The sequence below is a fragment of the Myxococcales bacterium genome, from assembly GCA_016717005.1.
GTDB lineage: Bacteria > Myxococcota_A > Polyangia > Haliangiales > Haliangiaceae > UBA2376.
The window spans coordinates 516,214-536,434 of sequence record JADJUF010000007.1 but is presented as its reverse complement, the minus strand read 5'-3'; the positions used below and the strand labels follow the sequence as shown (position 1 = coordinate 536,434).

Sequence of the window (20,221 nt, the reverse complement as noted above, 5' to 3'; positions counted from 1 at the left end):
GGGGCGGGCTTCGTCGGGGCGGGCTTCGTCGGGGCGGGCTTCGTCGGGGGCGCGTGCTTGGGCCTGGTCGCCGACGGGGCCGGCGGCGGCGCGTCGTCCTGCGCCAGCGCGGCGAGCTGGTCGAACGTCGCGACCAGGACCGCGCGACGCTGGGCCTTGAAGTCAGGCCTGGGCGCGAGCCCGTCGATCGTCGCGTCCCAGACCGCGAGGTAGGTCGCCTTCCACGCCGCGATCGTCGCCGCCGGCGGCAGCGTCACGCCCACCCACTTCTGCTGCGCGAGCAGGCCGAGCAGCTCGAGGTTGCACGGCACCGCGACCCCCCAGTACTCGTCGGGCTCGATGTTGCCGGGGCCCTCGGCGAGCGCCGCCTCCACCTCCGCGACCAGCCGCGCGGCGAAGGTCGAGAGGTGGTCCGCCGCGGTGTCGTCGTCGAAGTTGCCGCTGCCCCAGGTGCCCATGCCCGACAGTGTAGCCGGGCGCCGCATCGATCGCGGTGCGCGATGCTCGGGCGCGCCCGCGGCCCACCGCGCACGACCGGCGGCGCGGCGCGCCGTCGTCGACGGGTGGGGTGGCGCGGGTGGGTGGTGGGGGGCGGGCGCTCAGCGCACGATGAACCAGCGCACGCCGGCGGTCAGATCGAGGTGGACGTGGTTGCGGTGGGGCCGGTTGAAGTTGGGCGTGAGGACGACGTTGAACAGGTAGCGCTCGGCGACCTCGCACACGATCGCGCGCAGCGCCTTGGTCTTGGCGGTCGGGCGGCGCGGCCGGGCGCGCTTGCCGCAGCTCGCGGCGCCGATCCGGCCGTGGTAGTCGTCGAGCACCGACAGCGTGGTGCCGTCGGCCAGGCGCAGGCGGCCGACGTCGATGGCCATGCCGGCGTTGTGCTCCGACGACTTGCCGGCGCGCGGCCGGCGGTACATCGAGTAGTGGATCACCTCGACCACGTCGTGCGCGGCCAGGAGCTCGGCGAGATCATCGAGCGCGAGCACCAGCCGGCAGTCGGCGATCTCGGACGGGCTGGTCGCGCGCTCGTCCTCGGGCTCGCCGCCGCGGAACGTCACGCCGTGCAGCGGGCCCTGCAGCCGCACCGGCGCCGCCACGCCGTCGGCGGTCTCGGCCACGTACGGGATCTGGCGGGTCGCCAGCTCGGCCAGGCACGCCTCGGGGCCGAGCGCGCCGTAGCGCACCGCCGCGGTCGCCGCCGGATCGCTCGGCGGCGGATACAGCTGCGCCGCCGGGGTCCGCCGCCGGTGACGCTTGGCCTTGCGGTGCGGCCGCGCGTCGGCGCTGCCGCAGAGCAGCGCGACCGCGAGCATGGCGAGGAGCGGGCGCGACACGGCGGGCAGGGTAACAGCCACCTGGGCCGACGACGAGGATGGGCGCGCGGCACGGCCCGAAGGTCATGTGATCACCGAGGGTTGCGCGGCGGGACGGCGTGACGATCGGGTGAGGTGCGGCGCGACGGCACGGGCGGGCGGCGCGACGATCGGGTGAGGTGCGGCGCGACGATGTGCGGCGCGACGGTCGGGCGAGGTGTAGCGCGACGGCACGGGCGGGCGGCGCGACGATCGGGTGCGGTGCGGCGCGACGATCGGGTGAGGCGCGGCGCGACGCGACGATCGGGTGAGGTGCGGCGCGACGATCGGGTGAGGGAGTCCGTGACCGCGGTCCGTGACCGCGGGCCCAGGGGCCGCGCCCTGGGCGGCCGCGCGACGATCGGGTGAGGTCCGTGCCGCGCGACGATCGGGTGAGGTCCGTGCTCCGCGGCCGCGCAACGATCGGGTGAGGTCCTGAAGCACCGGTCGTGCTGGCGGGGCGTCCGGGCGACGGCCTTGCCGCCCAGGTCGCGCGCCTGGGCGCGGCTTGGCCATCACCGACCGCGCTGCTAGCCTGGATCCATGGTGGCACTCGATGGTCGGGCGCGGCGGAAGCTCCGCCGTGACGAGTACGACCGGATGGTGACGGCGGGGATGTTCCACGGCGAGCACGTGGAGCTGGTCCGGGGGGAGCTGGTGACGATGAGTCCGATCGGGAGCGCGCACAGCGCGGTGGTGCGGGTCCTGAGCGAGCGCCTCGTGCGCGCCGCGCCGCCCGACCTGATGGTGAGCAGCCAGCAGCCGCTGGCGTGCGCCGACGAGTCCGAGCCGGAGCCCGACCTGGCGATCGTCGCGCGGCAGCCGTACCGCGACGCGCACCCGGCCGCGGCGGCGCTGGTGATCGAGGTGGCCGACACCTCGATCGACGACGATCTCGGCGCCAAGGCCGCGCTCTACGCCGAGAGCGCGGTCGACGAGTACTGGGTGATCGATCTGGTCCGCCGCGTGGTGGTCGTGCACCGCGATCGCGCGGTGGGCGCCTGGACGTCGATCACGACCCACGCCGCCGAGGCCGCCGTCGCCCCGGTCGCGCTGCCGCGGCCGCCGCTGTCCCTCGCCGAGCTGCTGCGCGACGCGTAGCGCGACCTGCGCGCGGGCGGCGCGAGCCGCCGCGCGACCTGCGACGGTGACCGGCGCCGGGTTCGGCCGCAGGCATCGACCTCGGGGGCGCGCCAAGTCGTCGCTATCGCGGCCCCGGACCAGCGCCGCCTGGACCGCGTGGCGCGGCCTCGACGAGGATCTGGCACACCGCGGCGGACACGCGCGCGATCGCGTCCGCGCGCGGCCCAGCGACGCCCGTGGCTGAGACGCCGCTGTCTGCGAGGAATCGCCTGAGCGCGGCGCCCTTCACGGCGAAGTTGACGTTCTCGGGGGCCACACCGGTAGCCGCGGTGACCTTGTCGGCGCGGAGCTTCGCCACGACGACACCGACCACCGCGCCGTCGTCGTCGACCAGCGGCCCGCCCGAATTGCCCGGCTGAACGGGGACGGAGACCTGATAGAGCCAGTCCAGGCCAAGGCCGCTGAGGCCGCTGATCGATCCCTCGGAGAACTTGGGATCGACGCCGAGCATGGACGGCATCGGGAAGCCGATCGTGAACACGTGGAGTCCCAGGGAGGCGTCGCGACCGATCGGCAGCGGCACGATCCCGGTGGCGGTCGGGACCGTCAGCGCAGCGAGATCCACATCCGACGCCGCGCGCGCGACCGTCGCGGCGTGCATGCGGCCCTGCGAATCGAGCACGGTGATCGTTCCTCCGCTGGCGACGACGTGGTTGTTGGTGACGACGACGTCGTCCGCGGCGAAGAAGCACGACCCCGACTGGGCCTCCGCCTCATGGTCGCGCCGGTGCTCGGGGCCGCAGCTCTCGGTGTCGCCGAGCTCACAGGCCCGCGCGAAGTAGCGGGCCGCCTGGTCCGGCTGCATCAGCCGTCGCCGCTCGCCCTGGAGTCGACATGCCCGCGGCTCGCCGAGCTCGCAGGCCCTGGCGAACAGCGTGTCGGCGGCGAACGCGGCCGCGGGACCCGAGAGCCCGCGCCGATCGGCGACCAGGGCGGCCGCGTAGCACGACGCCGCGTCGCCGCGTGCACAGGCCTGGGCGTCCGCCGCGTAGGCGATCTGCTCGGGCGTCTGGTGGCAGTCGGCCTTCGCGGCGGCCAGCAGCGAGAGGCCGTACAGGAGCGCCATCACGCCTCCGGTCCCGGCGGCGAGGGCGCCGGCGAACTGGTCATCGGTGTAGGCCGGGGCCGCCGCGAGGGCGACGGAGCCCAGGAACCCGATGGTATCGAGCGCCGCGAGCGAACCGCGAGACGACGGACATCCGCTGTTGCCTTCCTGCACGTGCCGCACATGGGCGCTGTGGTAGCAGCCGGTGCTCGCGCCCGCCGCGAGCATCGCCGCCACGACCGCCGCCGGCGCCCTACCTCGAACTCGTCTGGCTTCGAACATGCCCCCCTATCGGCCACCGCCGCCGCCGGTTGCGTGGAATCGTGCGATTGGCGAGGGCCGCCCCGGCGTGGTGGCCGCGACGAGCGCCGCGGGAACGCGCTACTGTGCGCACGTGAGCGACGACAGGTTGGCCGGGTACCCCGCGCGGTATCGGGACGCCCACGGTGGCGAGGACACGGCGATCACCAACGACGGCGCGACGCTGCGGATGGTGGTGCGCGGGGTCGCGTGGAGCGGTCGGGACTTCGACACGCTGTCGCCCGCGCCGGAGACACCGGCGGATCGGCTGGCGTCGTTCGCCGTGCACGACGGGTGCCTGTGTCAGTGCGAGATCGCGTGCGACATCCCGCAGACCGTGGTCGACGCGGACGGGGCGTCGGCGGCGACGCTGACGCTCGAGCTGGGGCTCGGGGCGCCGGCCCACAACGGCGGGATCGACGACGTCCGCGTGCGCCTGACGCTGGCGTGGGCGCGCGGGCGGGTCGCGGGCTCCGGCCGGAGCGGCTGGTTCGAGGACGAGCTGCTCGAGATCCAGCGCCAGCTGCCCGTCGGCGCCTACGTGCGCGCGTGCATCAACTGTCTCTACGCCGACTACAGCCCGAGCGGCCACGGCCTGTTCGGCGACATGGCGTGCTTCCGCAACGTCAAGGCCGAGTACCTGGCGGTGCGCTCCAAGAAGGCGTTCTGGCCGGTGCTCGCGCGGGCCGAGCGGTCGGTCCAGGAGACGTACCACTGCGACGAGTTCGCGCGGCGCGTGGCCGGGACCGGCTACCGCGGCTGACCGCCGGCGGCGCTACGCGACCTGGGCCGCGAGCTCGAGGGCCAGCTCGACCATGCGCGCGAAGCCGCGCTGGCGCTCGGCGGGCGTGGTGTGGGCGCCGGTGAGGACGTGATCGCTGACGGTGAGGATCGACAGCGCGCGGGCGCCGGCCTTCGCGGCGAGCGTGTAGAGCGCGGCGGTCTCCATCTCGGCGGCGAGCACGCCGTGCTCGGCCCAGGCCTTCCACCAGTCGTCGCGCGCGGCGTAGAACGTGTCGCTGGTGAGGACCGGCCCGACCCGGGGCGGGCGCGGCAGGGCGGCGCCGAGGTCGGCGGCGCGGCGCAGCAGCTCGAAGCTCGCGGTCGGCGCGTAGTCCCGCGCGACGATCGGGTGAAGTCCGGTGCGCAGGGGCCGCGCTCGGGCGGCGCCGACGATGGGGATCGGCAGCCAGCGAGCTCTTCCCGCGCGCAACCGCCACGGCCCGAGGTCGATACTCGGGGCATGTCATCCCCGGTGCCCTCGCTCCGCCCCTCACTGCGTCCGGTGGTGCTCGGCGTCGTGCTCGGTGTGGCGTTCGCGCTGGTGGCAGCACTGGGGAGCTGGATGCTGGTCCGAGGCGACGCGCGCCGCGACGCGGCCGCCGGTGTCGTGAAGCGCGGGCCGTACGCGTTCGTCGGTGGGGTCGTTGGGCTCGCCGCCGCGGTCGGCTACGGGCTCGGCCGGCGGCTCGGCCGCGGGCGCTCGACGCGCTCGACGGGATGGGTGCTGTCGATGGCCCGCGTGGTCCCGCGGACGTCGACCTACCGCGACGCGGCGGCGCCGAGCATCGCGCAGCTGGTCACGCGCCTGACGGCCCACGGCTACCAGCTCGAGGTCCGGATGCTCGGGGCCGACGGCGCGCTCGGTGGGGCGGCCGATCCGGATGGCCCGCTCGTCGGGGGCTCGTTCCGGCTGCGCGACCCGCGCCTGGGCCCGACCGGCACCGGCGTTGAGCTCTGGATCAGCGCGCTCGCAGACCGAGACGACGGCGGGCTCGGCACCGTGCGCGCCCTCGACCTGCCGCGATCCGCGGCGTGCGCCGAGCTCGCGCAGTTCGCGATCGTCGAGCTGGGCGCGATTCTCCCGACGGTGCGCTACCGGCCCGACGACTCGGGCCTGTCGGCCGACCCGGTCGAAGTGCTCCGCTCCGCGCTGCCCGATCGGCCGCGCCTGCGCTGAGGAGGTCGCCGATCACCGGCCGACTCCTCGGCCGCGCGCGGCGTGTTCCGCCGGCGGCGCTACGCGACCTGGGCCGCCAGCTCGAGGGCCAGCTCGACCATGCGCGCGAAGCCGCGCTGGCGCTCGGCGGGCGTGGTGTGGGCGCCGGTGAGGACGTGATCGCTGACGGTGAGGATCGACAGCGCGCGGGCGCCGGCCTTCGCGGCGAGCGTGTAGAGCGCGGCCGTCTCCATCTCGGCGGCGAGCACGCCGTGCTCGGCCCAGGCCTTCCACCAGTCGTCGCGCGCGGCGTAGAACGTGTCGCTGGTGAGGACCGGCCCGACCCGGGGCGGGCGCGGCAGGGTGGCGCCGAGGTCGGCGGCGCGGCGCAGCAGCTCGAAGCTCGCGGTCGGCGCGTAGTCCATGCCGCCGAAGCGATGGCGGATCATCGCCGAGTCGGTCGACGCGCTCATCGCCAGCACCACGTCGCCGAGCTCGAGGTCGGGCTGCAGCGCGCCGCAGGTGCCGATGCGGATCAGCACGCGCGCGCCGTAGTCGGCGAGGAGCTCGTGGGCGTAGATCGCGCACGACGGCATGCCCATGCCGGTGCTCTGCACCGACACCCGGTGGTCGCGGAAGCGCCCGGTGTAGCCGAGCGCGTTGCGCACGCGGTTGTGGCAGGTCGCGCCGGTGAGGAACTGCTCGGCGACGAACTGCGCGCGCAGCGGATCGCCGGGCAGGAGCACGACCGGCGCGATGTCGCCGGGCTGGGCCTCGAGGTGGACGGTCATGGCCCGACGGTACCGGAGGCGCGTCGGGCGCGCGCGCGGGCGGTGTTCGCGCCCGTCCGGCGGCCCGCGGATCGGCCGCAGGCCTGGTGCCGCTTGGCCGCCCCGGGCCGCGCTGCTAGCCTGATCGGATGGTGGCACTCGATGGTCGGGCGCGACGGAGGCTCCGGCGCGGCGAGTACGACCAGATGGTGAGGGCGGGGCTGTTCCACGGCGAGCACGTGGAGCTGGTCCGGGGAGAGTTGGTGACGATGAGTCCGATCGGGAGCGCGCACAGCGCGGTGGTGACGGCGCTGACCGAACGCCTGGTGCGGGCCCTGGCGGCGGACCTCATGGTGCGCAGCCAGCAGCCGCTGGCGTGCGCGGACGACTCCGAGCCAGAGCCGGACCTGGCGATCGTCGCCCGGCGTTCGTACCGCGAGGCGCACCCCGCCGCCGCCGCGCTGGTGATCGAGGTGGCCGAGACCTCGGTCGACTACGACCTCGGCGCCAAGGCGGCGCTCTACGCCGAGAGCGAGGTCGATGAGTACTGGGTGATCGACCTGATGCGCCGCGTGGTGGTGGTGCACCGCGCGCGCGACGCCGGAGCCTGGGGCTCGATCACGACCCACCCCGAGGGCGCGCCGATCGTCCCGGCCGCAGTCGCGTTGCCGCCGCTGACCCTGGCCGATCTGCTGCGGGACGCGTAGCGCGCCGACACGCTCCCGCGAAGCTCAGTACGGCGCGAACGGCTGCTTCGACAGGCGGCGGGCGTTGAGGGTCGCGAGCTCGGCGGCGGTGAAGGCGTCGGGGCTGCCGGCGGGGAGGTGGCTGCGGATGAAGCCGAGCACGCCGAGGCGGGCGGCGTCGCCGGCGGCGACGAGCGCGGGCGGGCCGTCCTCGGCGGCGTCGTCCCAGAGCTCGAACAGCGCGATCCGGCGGGCGGCGGCGTCGAGGTCGGCGCGGGCCCAGGCGCGGGCGGCGTGGGCGCGCGCGGTGGCGAGGGCGCCCTTGAGCTGGCGGGCCTCGTCGGCGGCGCGCAGCTCGAGGCGCTCGGCGCGGGTGCGCTCGAGGAAGTCGCGCTTGGCCGAGGCGTAGGGATCGATGCCGCCCTTGCGCATGACGTAGTCGGTGAGCTCCATCGTGCCGCCGACGATCGGCACGATCACGGCCTTGTCGTCGGCGTCGTCGGGGCGCAGCGGCAGCGGCACGTCGACGCCCTCGCCGTGGTTGGGATCGCGGTTGGCGGCGCGGACGTCGGCCCAGGGGTCGTTGTAGTAGCTCTCGAGCTTGCGCCCGATGATGTGCGGCAGCTCGGGCGCGATGTCGACGATCGGGAAGTGGTACGAGAACGCGGCGGCGTCCTCGAACGTGACCTCGCCGTTGCGCGCGACCTTGGCGGTGAAGCCGGGCTGGTCCGAGCGGAAGGTGCCGTGGCCGGACGGGGCGAGCTCGCCGGTGGGCCGGGCCCGGGGCGGCGGCGGGGCGCCGCCGGTGACGTGGGCGCGCTCGGCCACGGCCCGGGGCGATAGATCGACCGCGGGCGGGCGGCGCATGTCGAGGATGCCGGTGCCGTCGGCGCCGCCGGTCGGTCGGGCCGGTGGGCTCGCCGCTGGCCGCGCCGGGCGGGCCGACCTCGACCCCGGCGCCGGGCTCGGGCACCGCGGTCGCGCCGGTGCTGATCGCGGGCGCGGTCGCCGCGCGCGGGCGCGCGCTCGGCGGCGGGGCGATCGCGGCGGGCGGGACCGCCGGCGCCGGCCCGGTCGCGGCCGGCAGGCTCACCAGCGCGATGTCGATCGGCGTCGACGGCGGCGGCGCGTCGAGCACGGTCACCGTGGTCGGCGTCGGACGTGGTCGGGGCGCCGGCGGGTCGACGCTGGCGACCCAGGCCATCAGCCCGACGTGAGCGATGACCGACGCCAGCACGGCGAGGGGCCCGAACCGCACCCCCGTTGGACCAGCAACCGGTCGGGATCGTTGCCCGGCCGGCGGCGCCGGTTCGCGCGGCGATCCGGGCGACACCTCGGGCGGCGTGGCTGACAGTTGGGACTGCATGGACCGAGGACCGGCTACGGCCGCCCGCGCGCGGGCGCACACGATCGAGGGGACCCCATGAGCCTACCGCTTGCCAGCGTGCTGACACGCCTGTTTCGCCGCGGCCCGGACGCGCTCCTGCGCGCCGCCGCCGCCGGTGACAAGGACGCGCTCAGCCGCCTGTACGACGAGCACGTCGACGGCCTGTACGCGTTCGTGTTCTACCGCGCCGGCAAGGACGCCAGCCTGGCCGAGGACATCGTCCAGGACACCTTCGCGGCCGCGCTCGGCCGGGTCGACGACTACGATCCGGCGCGCGGCTCGCTCGGCTCGTGGCTGACGACGCTGTCGCGCAACGTGATCCGCGATCACCTGCGCCACCACCGCCGCGCCGACGAGGTCGCGGCCCGCTGGGATCGCATCGACGCGTCCCTGGCGCAGATCTACGACGCGCTGGCGCGGTCGCCGCTGCCGGGCGACGTGATCGCCCGGGCCGAGACCCGCGACCTCGTGAACATGACGATCGCCCACCTGCCGGAGCAGTACCGCACCGCGCTGGCGAGCAAGTACGTCGACGGCAAGAGCCTCGAAGACCTGGCGGCGGATCTGGGGGTGTCGGTCGACGCCGCCAAGTCGCTCCTGGCCCGGGCTCGCCGCGCCTTCAAGGAGACCTTCTCGACCCTGGGCCACGCGCTCAGCGAGGTGCAGCCATGACCACCGATCGCGACGACGACGTCCTCGAGCAGAACCTGACCACGCTCCTCGCCGGCGCCGGCCCCGAGGCGCCCAGCCCCGAGGCCCGGGCCCGCATGCGCGCGCGCCTGCTGGCCCGCCACGGCCACGACCGGCCGCGGCGATCGCCGGTGGCGATCGCCGGCTGGGGCCTGGTGGCCGCGGCCGCGGGCGCGATGGTGATCGCGAACGTCGTGGGCGGCGGCGGCGGCGGCGGCGACGGGCGCACGATCAGCGCGCCGACCACGCCGGGCGCCAAGGCCGACGCGATCGTCCTGGCCGACGGCAGCAAGGCCGAGCTCGGCGCCGGCGGCTCGCTCACCGAGCTGGGGCCGCGTCGGGTCCGGGTCGAGGGCGCGGTGCTGCTCGACGTGGCGCCGGGCCAGGGCACGTTCCAGGTCGAGACCCGCGGCGGCCAGCTGTCGGTGCTCGGCACCCGGTTCCTGGTCGAGGCCCTGGCCGACCGCACGACCACGTCGGTCCTGCGCGGCGTGGTCGCGCTGCGCTCGGGCGGGGCCGAGGAGGTGCTCCACGCCGGCGAGCAGGGCGTGATGCAGCAGGGCGTGCGGCCGACCCGGGGCCCGGCGCCGCGCCTGTCGCACCTGGTGAGCTGGGTCGCCGAGCGTCGCCGCAAGGACGAGCGGCCCGACGCCGGGCCGATGCGCTCGGGCGCGCTGGTGGCGCGCAACCCGGCTTGGCAGGACCAGGAGTTCCCGCTGCCGATGAGCGCGTTCACCCTCGACGTCCACCTCGAGAACCAGGTGGCGCGGGTCGCGCTCGACCAGACCTTCCACAACCCGCAGGATCAGACGCTCGAGGGCGTCTACAAGTTCGCGCTGCCGCCGGGCGCGGCGGTGTCGCGGCTGGCGATGTACGTCGACGGCAAGCTGATGGAGTCGGCGGTCGTCGAGCGCATGGCCGCGCGCCGGATCTACGAGGACATCGTCTACCAGCGGCGCGATCCGGCGCTGCTCGAGCAGATGGGCGCGAGCAAGGTGTCGATGCGGATCTTCCCGCTGCCGCCGCACCAGGACAAGCGCGTCGTGCTGGCGTACACGCAGCCGCTCGCGCGCACGTACGACGACCTGACCTTGACCGTGCCGCTGCCCGAGCTCGATCAGCCGGTCGGCGAGGTCGCGATGCAGGTCAACGTGATCGGCTGCGCGGCGTGCGAGATCACCTCGCCCAGCCACGCGGTCGACGTGCGCGCGGTCGGCGCGGACGCCGCCGTGAGCTACCGCGCGACCAAGGCCACGCTCGGCGACTCGCTGGTGCTGCGCGTGCGCCAGCCCGCGCCGGCGGTGGCGGTCGCGACGACGATCGCCGACGCCCAGCGCTACGTGCTGGTCCGCGCGCGCCCGACGATGCCGACCGCGGCCGTGGCCGCGCGGCCGAGCCGCTGGATCATCCTCGACGACACCAGCGCCTCGCGCGGCCCGACCGAGCTGCGCGCGCAGGCCGCGCTGGTCGATCACCTGATCGACGACATCGACGAGCACGACCAGGTGATGGTGATCGCGTTCGACGCGACCCATCGGCGGTTCGGGCCGTGGCGCGACGCGATGGCGATCGATCGCCGGGCGCTGGCCGAGTTCCTCGGCCGGGACGCGGGCCTCGGCGAGACCGACCTGGCCGAGGCGCTGGCCGGCGCGGTCACGCTGCTCGACGGGCAGCCCGGGTACGTGGTCTACGTCGGTGATGGCACCGCCACCGGCGAGCGCCGCACGATCGACGAGCTGCGCGACGCGATCGCCGGCAAGGCCACGTTCATCGGCCTCGGCGTCGGCGACGGCGCCGACCTGACGACCCTGTCGGCGCTGGCCGACGCGACCGGCGGGCTCGCCAGCGCGATCGATCTGGGCGACGACCTGGCGTGGCGCTCGCTCGATCTGGTGGCGTCGCTGTACACGACCCGCGTGACCGGGCTGACCGCGACCCTCGACGGGCCCGGCCCCGACGCGGTCGCGCTCCTGCGCAGCCACCAGGTCGCGGCCGGCGAGGACATCGAGCTGGTCGTGCGCGCGCCGGCCCGGGACGACGTCCGCGCGGTCACGCTGCGCGGCGACGCCGGCGGCCAGCCGTGGTCGCAGACGATCACGCTCGCCAGCGCCGCGCGCGCGCCCGGCGACGGCGGCTACCTGCCGCGGCTGTGGGCTCAGCGGCGGCTCGAGGCGCTGGTGACCGCGGGCGATCGCGCCCTGGCGCCGTGCGCGAGCACGCCGTGCCCGACCGACGAGGAGCGCGCGATCGCGGCCTACCACGCGCGCAAGCGCGAGATGGTCGCGCTCGGCACCGAGCACTTCCTGCTGTCGCAGCACACCTCGCTGATCGTCCTCGAGAACGACGCGATGTACGCGCAGTACGGCGTGCGCAAGGGCACCGGCGCGACCTGGGCGCCGTACGCGCTGCCGGCGACGATCGCCGCGACCGCGGTGGCGCCGGTCCCGGTCGCGACCGCGCCGGTGTGGCGGCTGCCGCTGGCGTGGCGCTACGAGGACGGCGGCGGCGCTGCGTTCGGCCTGGACGCCCTCGCCGGTGGGCTCGCGGGCGAGGAGTCGTTCGGGACCATCGGCCTGGGCGTGCGTGGCACGATCGGCCACGGCAGCGGTACGGGCAGCGGCTATGGCTTCGGCGGCACCGGCTTCGGCCGCGGCGGCGGCGGCAAGGCCGCGGCCACGGCCGCTGGGACCGAGGAGGCCAAGGTCGGCAAGAAGGACCGCGCCGATGCGCCGATGCCGGTCGAGCACGCGGCCATGGACGATGGCGATCGCGAGTCGGCCGGCGCGGCGCTGGAGGATCCGCAGGACAACCGGACGAAGAGCTCGGGCGACTACAAGCCGACCGACGTCGTCGCCGCGCTCGACGTCACCGAGGCCGACAAGGCCGGCGATCGCGCCGGGGCTGACACCGGGGCGGTCACGACCGCGACCCCGACGATGCCGAGCGGGAGCGCGAGCGCGGCCCAGCCGCCGGCGCCGCCGCCGGCGCGCGCCGAGGCCGAGCCCGCCAGCGGTCCGCCCGTCGCGCGGACCCGGAGCGTCGGCCGCGCCAGCGACCGCACGACCGCGATCAGCCAGCCACTCGCGCAGCGCCAGCAGGCGACGTGGCGCTACTACAACGACGGTCGGCTGATGCCGATCGCCCTGGCGTCCAGCGGTGACTGGCGCATCGACGATCTCACGCTGTGGCTGCCCGGCCTGGCGCGCACGCCGTACGACGACGCCGCCGAGGTGCTCGAGCAGCGGGCCGGCGGCGCCGCCGGCACGGTCGCGCCCGACGCGGCCGAGGTCCTGACCCGCGCCCGCGCCGCGCTGGCGCCCGGGCGCTGGCAGTGGGGCAGCGACCCCGAGGTGACGATCGACGGTCGCGGTCGCCTGGGCGTCCACCGCACCCTCGACACCGGCGTCGAGGAGACGCAGGTCTACGACGGCAGCACGCTGGCGTTCCGCTATCCGCAGTTCGGCGTCGGGGTCGATCGCCTGGTCGGTGATCACGAGCCGGCGCTGCTGGCGACGCTGACGCCGCTGGTGCCGCCGCGGCCCGCGCAGCTGGCGCGGTTCTACCGGGTCACCAAGCTCGGCGATCGGCAGCTGGCGTTGGCGCCGGTGGCCGGCGGCGCGACCGTGCGCATGACGCTCACCGCCGACGGCGTGATCGGCGAGCTGGCCGAGGTGGACGGCGCCGAGGTGCGCGTGCTCCAGACCGCGCGCCGGAGCGCCGACGGCTGGGCCGTGACCACCGGCGGACGCACGCTGGTGGCGCGCTACCACGCCGACCCGGCGGCCACCGTCGACGACGCCGGGCCGGCCACGGTCGCGGTCGAGCTGCCGCTGGCGCCGCTGGCCCTCGCGCGCCAGCAGGCGGCGGCCGCGACCGCCGGCTCCGACGCGTGGCGGCACCTCCAGCACCAGCGCGCCGCCACCGCGCTCGCGCTCGGCATCCCGGCCGAGCTGGCCGCGATCGCGGGCGAGCTCGTGAGCGCCGGGGCGCTGGCCCCCGCCGAGCTGGCGCTGGTCAGCGGCGGCGCGCGCTGGATCGACGCGGCGACCCTGCGCCGCGCGCTCGGCACCCAGACCGGCGCCGTGGTCGACCACCTGCGCCTGGTCAGCGCCGGCCGCGACGCGCTCGCGAAGCTGGCGACGACCGACGGACCCGTCGGCCTGATCGCCGCCCACCGGCTGGTGCTGACCGCGGTGGACCGCGGCGATCGCAAGGCCGCGCTGGCGGCGTTCCGCGCCCTGGCCGATCGCGGCCGCGGCGAGGTGCTGCGCACGATCGCCGGCATCCGCATGGCCACCGCGTTCGCGTGGGACGACCCGGCGGTGGTGAGCGCGCTCGACACGATCGCCGTGGGCCCGTACCGCAACCAGATCCGGCAGGAGGCCGCGTACCTGGCGAGCTACCGCGGCCGCACCGGCACCGCCGCCGAGCGCTGGATCGCGCTCATGACCGACGTCGACCTGGCCGCGGCCCCGCCGACGATCGACTACCAGGCCTACAGCATGGTGGTCGGCAGCGCCCGCGGCCAGCTCGGCTGGACCCAGGCGCTGACCGCGTGGCGGCAGCGCGTGCTCACCAGCGATCGCCTCGACCACGTGCTGGCGTTCGTCCGCGCGGCGGCGATGACCCCCGGCGACGATCTCGACGCGGGCCTCGATCGCGCGCTCGCGCTGGCCGGCGACGACGTCGACACCGTCGGCGGCCTGTACGCGCTCGCGGTCAACGCCGGCCGCGCCGCCAAGGCCCAGGCGATCCTCGACGGTGCGCTCGCGCGCCGGCCCGGCCACCCGGCGCTCCTGCGCCTGGCCAGCGCGACCGCCGAGCAGGTCGGCGATCCCGGCAAGGCGGCCGCGCTGCTCGACCGCGCGATGACCGGCGAGGCCGACCAGCCGGTCGCGCTGGCGCAGCTGCAGGCCGACTACACCCGGCTGATCGCCCTGCACGGGCAGCTCGCGCGCGCCGCCACCGGCGCGAGCCGCGACGCCGAGGTGGCCGCGGCGCTGGCCGCCGGCCGCGACTGGCGCGCGATGGATCCCGACAACGCCCAGCGCGAGCGCGCGCTGGCCGAGCTGTTGCTCGCGGTCGGCCAGGACGACGAGGCGTGGCGCTACCTGTCGTCGCCGATCGATCGGGCGCCGCGCGAGGGCACGTCGTTCCAGGGCGCGGCCGAGGTGCTCGAGCGCGCCGGCAAGCTCGACCAGGCGCGAGGCCTGTGGCGGCGGGCGTTCGCGATCGACGCGACCAACCCGACCTGGTTGCAGCGCCAGGCCATGACCGAGCTGGCCCAGGGCGACAAGGCCGCGGCCCGCGTCACCGTGCAGAAGATCCTCGACCGCACGTGGCACGTGCGCTGGGACGGCGTGCGCTGGTGGGCCCAGGACGCGCGGCGATCGCTGTAGCGCTACGGCGTCCAGTGCACGACCAGGCCGCCGGCCTGGTAAGTGCCGGCGCGACCCTGGGGCGCGACGGTGACGGCGACGTCGTAGCTGCCCGCCGGCAGCGCGGCGCCGTCGAGGGCGGCGCCGGTCCACCGGAACACCCGGCCGATCGGCGCGAGGTCGCTGGCGACGTGCGTGGTCGCCAGCAGGTAGCTCGGCGCCGCGGCGCCCCGCGGCGTCGCGCGCAGCTCGACGTCGATCGGCCGGCCCAGGGTCGCGGTGATCCACACGTCGCGCTCGACGTCGGTCGCCGCGAAGGTCAGCTCGGCGTCGCGGAACTCGACGCCCTGGACGATCACGATCGCGCTGCCGCGGAGCTCGGCGAGGACGTCGTCGCCGGCGTGGGCCGTCGCCACGATCTGGAACGTGCCGGCCCGCGGCGCCGGCGCCGGCAGCCCCCAGGTCAGCGCGCCCAGCGCGACGTCGACGTCGCCCAGCGCCACATCCGGATCGCCCGGGCGCCCGGGCGCGAGCGTCAGCCGCAGCTCCGCCGCGCCGCTCGCGGTCGCGGTCCAGGTCACGGTCAGGGCCTCGCCCGGCACCGGCACCAGCTCGGCCACGCCCACCGGCGCGGTCAGGCGCAGCTCGGTCACGGTCGTGGGCGGGGCCGCGCAGGCGCCGAGCGCGAGCAGGCAAGCGATCTCGGCGCGCATCGGCGCGACGTTCGCACGCCGCGCGAACGCCGGCCACCCGGAACACCCGCCGCCGCCCCGACGTTACTATCGACGGATGGATCCTTCGGACCCGCCGGCCGAGCCGGGTGCGCCCCAGGCCGCCGCGCCCGCGTCGGCCGCGCGCTCAGCCAGAAACGCGATCGTGTCGCTGCTCGAGGAGGTGCCCGCCAAGAGCTTCCTCAAGTTCCTGAAGATCTCCGCCAAGCGCGCGTTCCGGCTCCGGATCGATCCGGCCGAGGTGCTGCCGGCCGAGCGCTACGCGCTGGCCCACGCCAGCCCGCCGATCACCGAGCCCAACCTGCAGGCGTTCCTGGCGTGGCGGCGCTCGGTGCTGTTCCTGGTGGCGTGCGCGCTGGTGCCGCTCACCGTCATCGGTCTGTACAACGGCTTGTCGGGCACGCTGCCCAGCCCGATCCGGTTCGTCAAGGTGGCGCCGGCGGTGGCCGAGGCGCTGTTCCTGGTGATCTGCTGGACCCAGCTCAAGCGCTGGGCCCACTGGCGGACCCAGCGGCGGTGGCTGTTCTGGGGCTGGCTGCTGTTCATGCTGACGCCGTTCATCGTGTTCGTGTACCCGCTGCGATCGATCCTCGACGATCTGCCCCACACCAAGGCCGGCATGGTCGAGAAGGCCAGGTCGTTGCAGGCGATGGGCTTCGGCAGCCTGGCCGAGGTCCGGCGCATGAAGGACCAGGTCCTCATGCCGTTCGTGTTCTCGATGATCGCGATGCTGCAGCTCGCGCCCAAGGCGATCTCGGTGATGCCCGGCCTGATCCGCGCGTCGATGGTGGTCAAGCTCCTGTTCCCGGGCAGCTCGGCCCCGGGCTGGCTGATCGCGATGGCGGCGCCGATGTACGCGCTGCTCGCGTACGTCATCCTGATCATCCCGTACCAGTTCACCGGCGACACCCGCTTCATCACCGGCATCCTCTTGGTCGTGGTCGGGCAGGGCGTGCTGGCCCGATCCGGGTTCCGCCTGGCCCGGCCGCTGTCCGAGGAGGAGGCGGTCAAGTACGTCAAGCAGGTCCGCTTGATCTACATGATCACGATGTTCCTCTCGGCGGTGTTGATCGTCGCGGCGCTCTCCGGCCTGGTCAAGATGATCCACCTGCGCATCTCCGACGTCGTGCTGACCGTGCTGAAGTTCGAGTCGAACGTGCTGATGCTGACCCTGATCGGCGCCGACCTGGTCGTGACCAACCTCGATCGCGCCCGCTCGTACACCGCTGGGGTCGACCACGTCGAGGAGGCCGCCGAGCTGAAGATCGCCGCGTTCGTCGGGCTCGACGCGCCGCCGGAGCCGCCGCCGCCGCAGTGACGCACGGCGCGACGAAGGCGGCCGCCGAGCTGAAGATCGCCGCGTTCGTCGGGCTGACGCGCCGCCGGCGCCGCCGCGGTGACTCACGGCGCGACGAAGGCGAGCAGCGCGGCCACGAGCGCGGCGCGCTGCTCGGCGCGATCGACGATCTCGAGCGGGAAGCCGACGACGACCGCGCGGCCGGGGATGCCGACCGCGGCGGCGCCGCCGGTGGCGTAGGTCAAGACGACCACGCCGGCGCCGGTGGCCGCGTAGACGTCGGGGTACTCCTCGGGGTAGGCGGCGGCGGGCCCGCCGAAGCCGAGGTCGGGCACCGTGGCCAGCGGCCCGGCGCCGCGCACCGCGCTGGCGCCGGCGTCGTCGCTGGCGTAGCTCGCGCCGGCGAGGCCGGCCAGCCACGCGCTGCCGGCGGTGGTCGGGCCGAGCTCGTAGCCGATCTCGCTGCCCGACAGGATCACGCGGCCGCCACCGGCGACGTAGGCGTCGATCGCGGCGCGCTCGGCGGCGGTGAACGTGTGATCGGCGACGGATTCGTCGCCGACCAGCCAGATGACCGCGCGGTACGGCGCCAGCGCGAGGCCGTCGTCGGTGATCGCCCGAGCCGAGGCGGCGTGGAGCGGGCCCACGCCGGCGCCGACCTGCGCCGCGAAGTCGTGGGCCAGGCGGCCCGAAGAGCCATCGATCAAGCGATCGAAGCCGTCGACGATCAGTACCGGCGCGTCGGCGCCGGGCGCGACCCGCACGGTGTCGGTCGGCTGGGCCGCGCCGACGGCCACGCCCGCGACGATCGGCACGACGCGCACCAGCGCCGGGGCCCGCAGCGCGATGCTGGCGGTGGCCGCGTCAGCGGCGGTCGTCGCCGCCGTGGTCCAGGCGGCGCCGTCGGGTGAGGTCTCGACCCGCCAGCCCGTGACGTCGTCGTCGTGCGGCGCCAGCCAGGTGACGGTCGCGCCGCCGGCGGCCGCGACCGCGGTGCGCAGCTCGGCCCGGGGCCCGCGGCGGCTGTGGCGGCCGCCCCAGCGCAGCTGCTCGCCGAACGCGCCGTCGTCGCGGGTCGCGCCGTCGTGGCTCGCGGCGGTGAAGTAGATGACCCCGCGGGCGTCGCGCAGCGCGCCCGGGGTCGGGGCGGCCGCGACCGCGATCCCGGCGCCGGCCAGCATCGCGGCGAGCGTCTGGTTGTTGCCGTCGGTGCCGCCGCCGCTGGTGTAGCTCGAGCGTAGCCGGCCGCCGCCGAGCACGAAGTCGCGGTAGGTCGCGAGGTAGCCGTAGAGCGAGTCGAACAGGTCGACCTGGCCGACCGCGAACGGCGCGTCGGCCGCGAGGTTCGCAGCGACCGCGGCGTAGCCGCCCGAGTGCGAGGTCAAGGTCACGTCGCCGAGCACCGGCCGGGTGATCGCGCCGGCGCGGTACAGGACCGCGAGCACCTCGTCGAGGAAGGCCGCGGTGCCGGCCGGGTCGGCCAGCTTGCCGAAGTCGCCCGAGGCCGCGTCGACCGGGCCCTGGGGCACGACCAGGATCGCGTCGACGCCGCTGGCCCACACCTGCTCGCGGTAGCCGTGCGCCGGGATCGTCGCGGCCAGCGTGGTGTTGTGGCCGTGGAAGTGCAACACCACGTCGTGCGCGTCGCGCTGGCGATAGTCCGCGGGCACGAACAGGTGCACGCGCGCGTCGGTCCACGGTCGGCCCGGCGCCGGGAACGGCGCCGTCGGCATCGCGACCTCCGCGCTGGCGCCGATCGTGACGCCGCCGGGGCCGGTCACCGGCGTGAACGTCGCCGGTGGCAGCGTCGGATCGCCGGCCACGGCCCACAGCTCGGCAGCGCGCGGGCCGGCGCTCGAGTCGACCGCGAGCGTGGCGCCCGCGATCCGCGGCGCGGCGGCGCCGGCCCAGCGCAACGCGAGGGTGGCGGTGCCGCCCGCGCTGACCGCCGCGGGTCCGTCGACGATCGCGAAGTCGGCGTCGCCGTCGACGCGCCACGCCAGCGGCCCGCCGTCGGCGCCGCGCACGTCCTCGGTGCCCGGGTTGGCGATCGTCACCGCGAGCTCGCTGGGCCCGGCGCCGGCGGCGACGTAGGGCAGCGCGATCAGGTCGGGCACGGTCAGCGCGGGGCCGCTGGGCCCGGCGTCGATCAGCGCATCGTCACCGCCGCACGCGCCGACGGCCAGCGCGGCGACCAGCCACGCGACGCGACCGAGGGCTGGGGGCACGCCGCGCACGGCGGCCATTGTAGACCGCGGCGGGCGAGAACACCGGCCGGTTTGGATGCCGTCGCGAGACGCGGACGTGCGAGGCAGATCCGGGCGCACGCCCGAAGCGCAGCGAGGAGCGTCGGGACCTACGTGACGAGCGAGCATCGGACGTACGCCCGGAGGCGCCCGCAACGTCGCGTCGCAGCAGGCACTTCAAAGCGGTCGGTGTGCTCGAGGTGCGTTCTCGCCCGCGACACCCGGTGACCGGCGCCGCCGCGCCTCGACCTCGCGCGCCTGTGCGGATCGGCGCGGGACCCGCGCGAACCCTGGGGGCGCCGCTGGGCCCCGCGTCACGCGCTGGCGTTCTTGCCGAGCAGCTCGTGGGGCCGCTCGGGATCGACGTGGACCGAGACGAAGTTGGGGCCGGCGGTGAGCGCCGCGATCCGCCGGGTGACCTCCTCGGCGATGTCGTTGGCCGCCTCGATCGAGATCCCGCGGGCGACCTCGACGTGCAGATCGACATGGCGGCTGGCCGGCGCCAGCTGCTCGGCCCGCAGGCGGTGGACGCCGCGGACCCCAGGCGTGGCGCGGATCGTGGCCTCGATCCGGGCCAGCTCGTCGGCGGCCGGCGCGCGGCCGAGCAGGTACGACAGGTTCTCGCGGAACAGGTGGACGCCGTTGACCAGGATGATCGTCGCCACGACGATCGACGCGATCGGATCGGCCGCGGGCACGCCCTCGAGCACCAGCACCGTGCCGACCAGCGCCGCGGCGAGGCCGAGCTGATCGTTGATCAGCTCGAGCAGCTGGGCCCGGGCCGCGGCGCCGCGCTGACGCTGGCGCACGAGCGCCACCAGCGGCCACGCGCCGAGCAGCATCGAGCCGCCGAGGACGACCAGCGCGATCGGCACGTCCTGGGCCGGGTGCGCGACCTCGTGGCCGACCAGGCGGGTGATGCCCTCGCGGTAGAGCTCGAACGCGGTGAACGACACGAACAGCACCGCCGCCACCAGCGCGCCGATGTACTGGGCCCGGCCGTAGCCGTAGACGTGGACGTCGTCGGCCTGGCGCCGCGACCACCGCACGGCCAGCAGCAGGAACCCGGTCACGAACACGTCCGAGAGCGTGTGCAGGCCCTCGGCCAGGAGCGCCATCACCCCGGTCCACCACCACGCGGCCAGCTTGGCGATCATCGCGACGACGTAGATCGCGAGCGACAGCCGCAGCGCGCGCTCGTCCTGGGGGCGATCAGCGGCGGCGCTCATCCCGACATCATCCCAGGCGCCGGCG

General features: G+C 75.6%; 16 protein-coding genes. 8 read left to right on the top strand and 8 right to left on the bottom strand.

All coding sequences use genetic code 11. The features are described 5' to 3' along the window. Positions 1-599: 599 nt before the first annotated feature. Positions 600-1,337 carry an extensin family protein gene (locus IPL61_09170; protein ID MBK9031490.1) on the bottom strand — a complete coding sequence of 246 codons (738 nt, stop codon included), beginning with the start codon at positions 1,335-1,337 and terminating at the stop codon, positions 600-602. Between the two features lie 561 nt (positions 1,338-1,898). On the opposite strand from IPL61_09170, the gene IPL61_09165 reads away from it, so the two are divergent. Further along, positions 1,899-2,456: a Uma2 family endonuclease gene (locus IPL61_09165; protein MBK9031489.1), complete on the top strand. Its 558-nt coding sequence runs from the start codon at positions 1,899-1,901 to the stop codon at positions 2,454-2,456. Positions 2,457-2,559: 103 nt separating this feature from the next. Here the strand turns inward: IPL61_09165 and IPL61_09160 are convergent, their stop codons facing one another. Next, the gene (locus IPL61_09160) at positions 2,560-3,780 is read right to left on the bottom strand and encodes a trypsin-like peptidase domain-containing protein (protein ID MBK9031488.1); all 1,221 of its coding nucleotides are present in this window, start codon (positions 3,778-3,780) and stop codon (positions 2,560-2,562) included. A gap of 157 nt (positions 3,781-3,937) precedes the next feature. Between IPL61_09160 and IPL61_09155 the strand changes: the two genes are divergently transcribed. Next, positions 3,938-4,606 carry a hypothetical protein gene (locus IPL61_09155; protein MBK9031487.1) on the top strand — a complete coding sequence of 223 codons (669 nt, stop codon included), beginning with the start codon at positions 3,938-3,940 and terminating at the stop codon, positions 4,604-4,606. Between the two features lie 12 nt (positions 4,607-4,618). Here IPL61_09155 and IPL61_09150 read toward each other — a convergent pair whose 3' ends face one another. Beyond that, positions 4,619-5,077 carry a hypothetical protein gene (locus IPL61_09150; GenBank protein ID MBK9031486.1) on the bottom strand — a complete coding sequence of 153 codons (459 nt, stop codon included), beginning with the start codon at positions 5,075-5,077 and terminating at the stop codon, positions 4,619-4,621. Positions 5,078-5,086: 9 nt separating this feature from the next. Here IPL61_09150 and IPL61_09145 point away from each other — a divergent pair, with 9 nt between their 5' ends. Further along, positions 5,087-5,803, top strand: coding sequence for a hypothetical protein (locus tag IPL61_09145; GenBank protein ID MBK9031485.1), 717 nt, complete (start codon positions 5,087-5,089; stop codon positions 5,801-5,803). Positions 5,804-5,862: 59 nt separating this feature from the next. Here IPL61_09145 and deoD read toward each other — a convergent pair whose 3' ends face one another. After that, the gene (gene deoD / locus IPL61_09140; protein MBK9031484.1) at positions 5,863-6,573 is read right to left on the bottom strand and encodes a purine-nucleoside phosphorylase; all 711 of its coding nucleotides are present in this window, start codon (positions 6,571-6,573) and stop codon (positions 5,863-5,865) included. 188 nt (positions 6,574-6,761) lie between these two features. Here deoD and IPL61_09135 point away from each other — a divergent pair, with 188 nt between their 5' ends. Then, positions 6,762-7,259 carry a Uma2 family endonuclease gene (locus IPL61_09135; GenBank protein MBK9031483.1) on the top strand — a complete coding sequence of 166 codons (498 nt, stop codon included), beginning with the start codon at positions 6,762-6,764 and terminating at the stop codon, positions 7,257-7,259. 24 nt (positions 7,260-7,283) lie between these two features. Here the strand turns inward: IPL61_09135 and IPL61_09130 are convergent, their stop codons facing one another. Further along, positions 7,284-8,105 carry a hypothetical protein gene (locus IPL61_09130; protein ID MBK9031482.1) on the bottom strand — a complete coding sequence of 274 codons (822 nt, stop codon included), beginning with the start codon at positions 8,103-8,105 and terminating at the stop codon, positions 7,284-7,286. Positions 8,106-8,149: 44 nt separating this feature from the next. Here IPL61_09130 and IPL61_09125 point away from each other — a divergent pair, with 44 nt between their 5' ends. From IPL61_09125 to IPL61_09115, 3 genes are all read left to right on the top strand, one after another. Continuing rightward, the gene (locus IPL61_09125; GenBank protein MBK9031481.1) at positions 8,150-8,455 is read left to right on the top strand and encodes a hypothetical protein; all 306 of its coding nucleotides are present in this window, start codon (positions 8,150-8,152) and stop codon (positions 8,453-8,455) included. Between the two features lie 206 nt (positions 8,456-8,661). Then, entirely contained in the window at positions 8,662-9,297 is a 636-nt protein-coding gene (locus IPL61_09120) for a sigma-70 family RNA polymerase sigma factor (GenBank protein ID MBK9031480.1), read from the top strand. Continuing rightward, the gene (locus tag IPL61_09115) at positions 9,294-14,714 is read left to right on the top strand and encodes a FecR domain-containing protein (protein ID MBK9031479.1); all 5,421 of its coding nucleotides are present in this window, start codon (positions 9,294-9,296) and stop codon (positions 14,712-14,714) included. The genes IPL61_09120 and IPL61_09115 overlap by 4 nt, the downstream gene beginning before the upstream one ends. 2 nt (positions 14,715-14,716) lie before the next feature. On the opposite strand, the gene IPL61_09110 is transcribed toward IPL61_09115, so the two are convergent. Next, complete coding sequence (locus IPL61_09110; protein MBK9031478.1) at positions 14,717-15,406, bottom strand: hypothetical protein; 690 nt, start codon at positions 15,404-15,406, stop codon at positions 14,717-14,719. A 76-nt stretch (positions 15,407-15,482) separates the two neighbouring features. Between IPL61_09110 and IPL61_09105 the strand changes: the two genes are divergently transcribed. Beyond that, the gene (locus tag IPL61_09105; protein ID MBK9031477.1) at positions 15,483-16,742 is read left to right on the top strand and encodes a hypothetical protein; all 1,260 of its coding nucleotides are present in this window, start codon (positions 15,483-15,485) and stop codon (positions 16,740-16,742) included. A gap of 83 nt (positions 16,743-16,825) precedes the next feature. Here IPL61_09105 and IPL61_09100 read toward each other — a convergent pair whose 3' ends face one another. After that, positions 16,826-18,958: a hypothetical protein gene (locus IPL61_09100; protein MBK9031476.1), complete on the bottom strand. Its 2,133-nt coding sequence runs from the start codon at positions 18,956-18,958 to the stop codon at positions 16,826-16,828. Positions 18,959-19,281: 323 nt separating this feature from the next. After that, positions 19,282-20,196, bottom strand: a complete 915-nt coding sequence (locus IPL61_09095; protein MBK9031475.1) for a cation transporter — start codon at positions 20,194-20,196, stop codon at positions 19,282-19,284. Positions 20,197-20,221 lie beyond the last annotated feature (25 nt).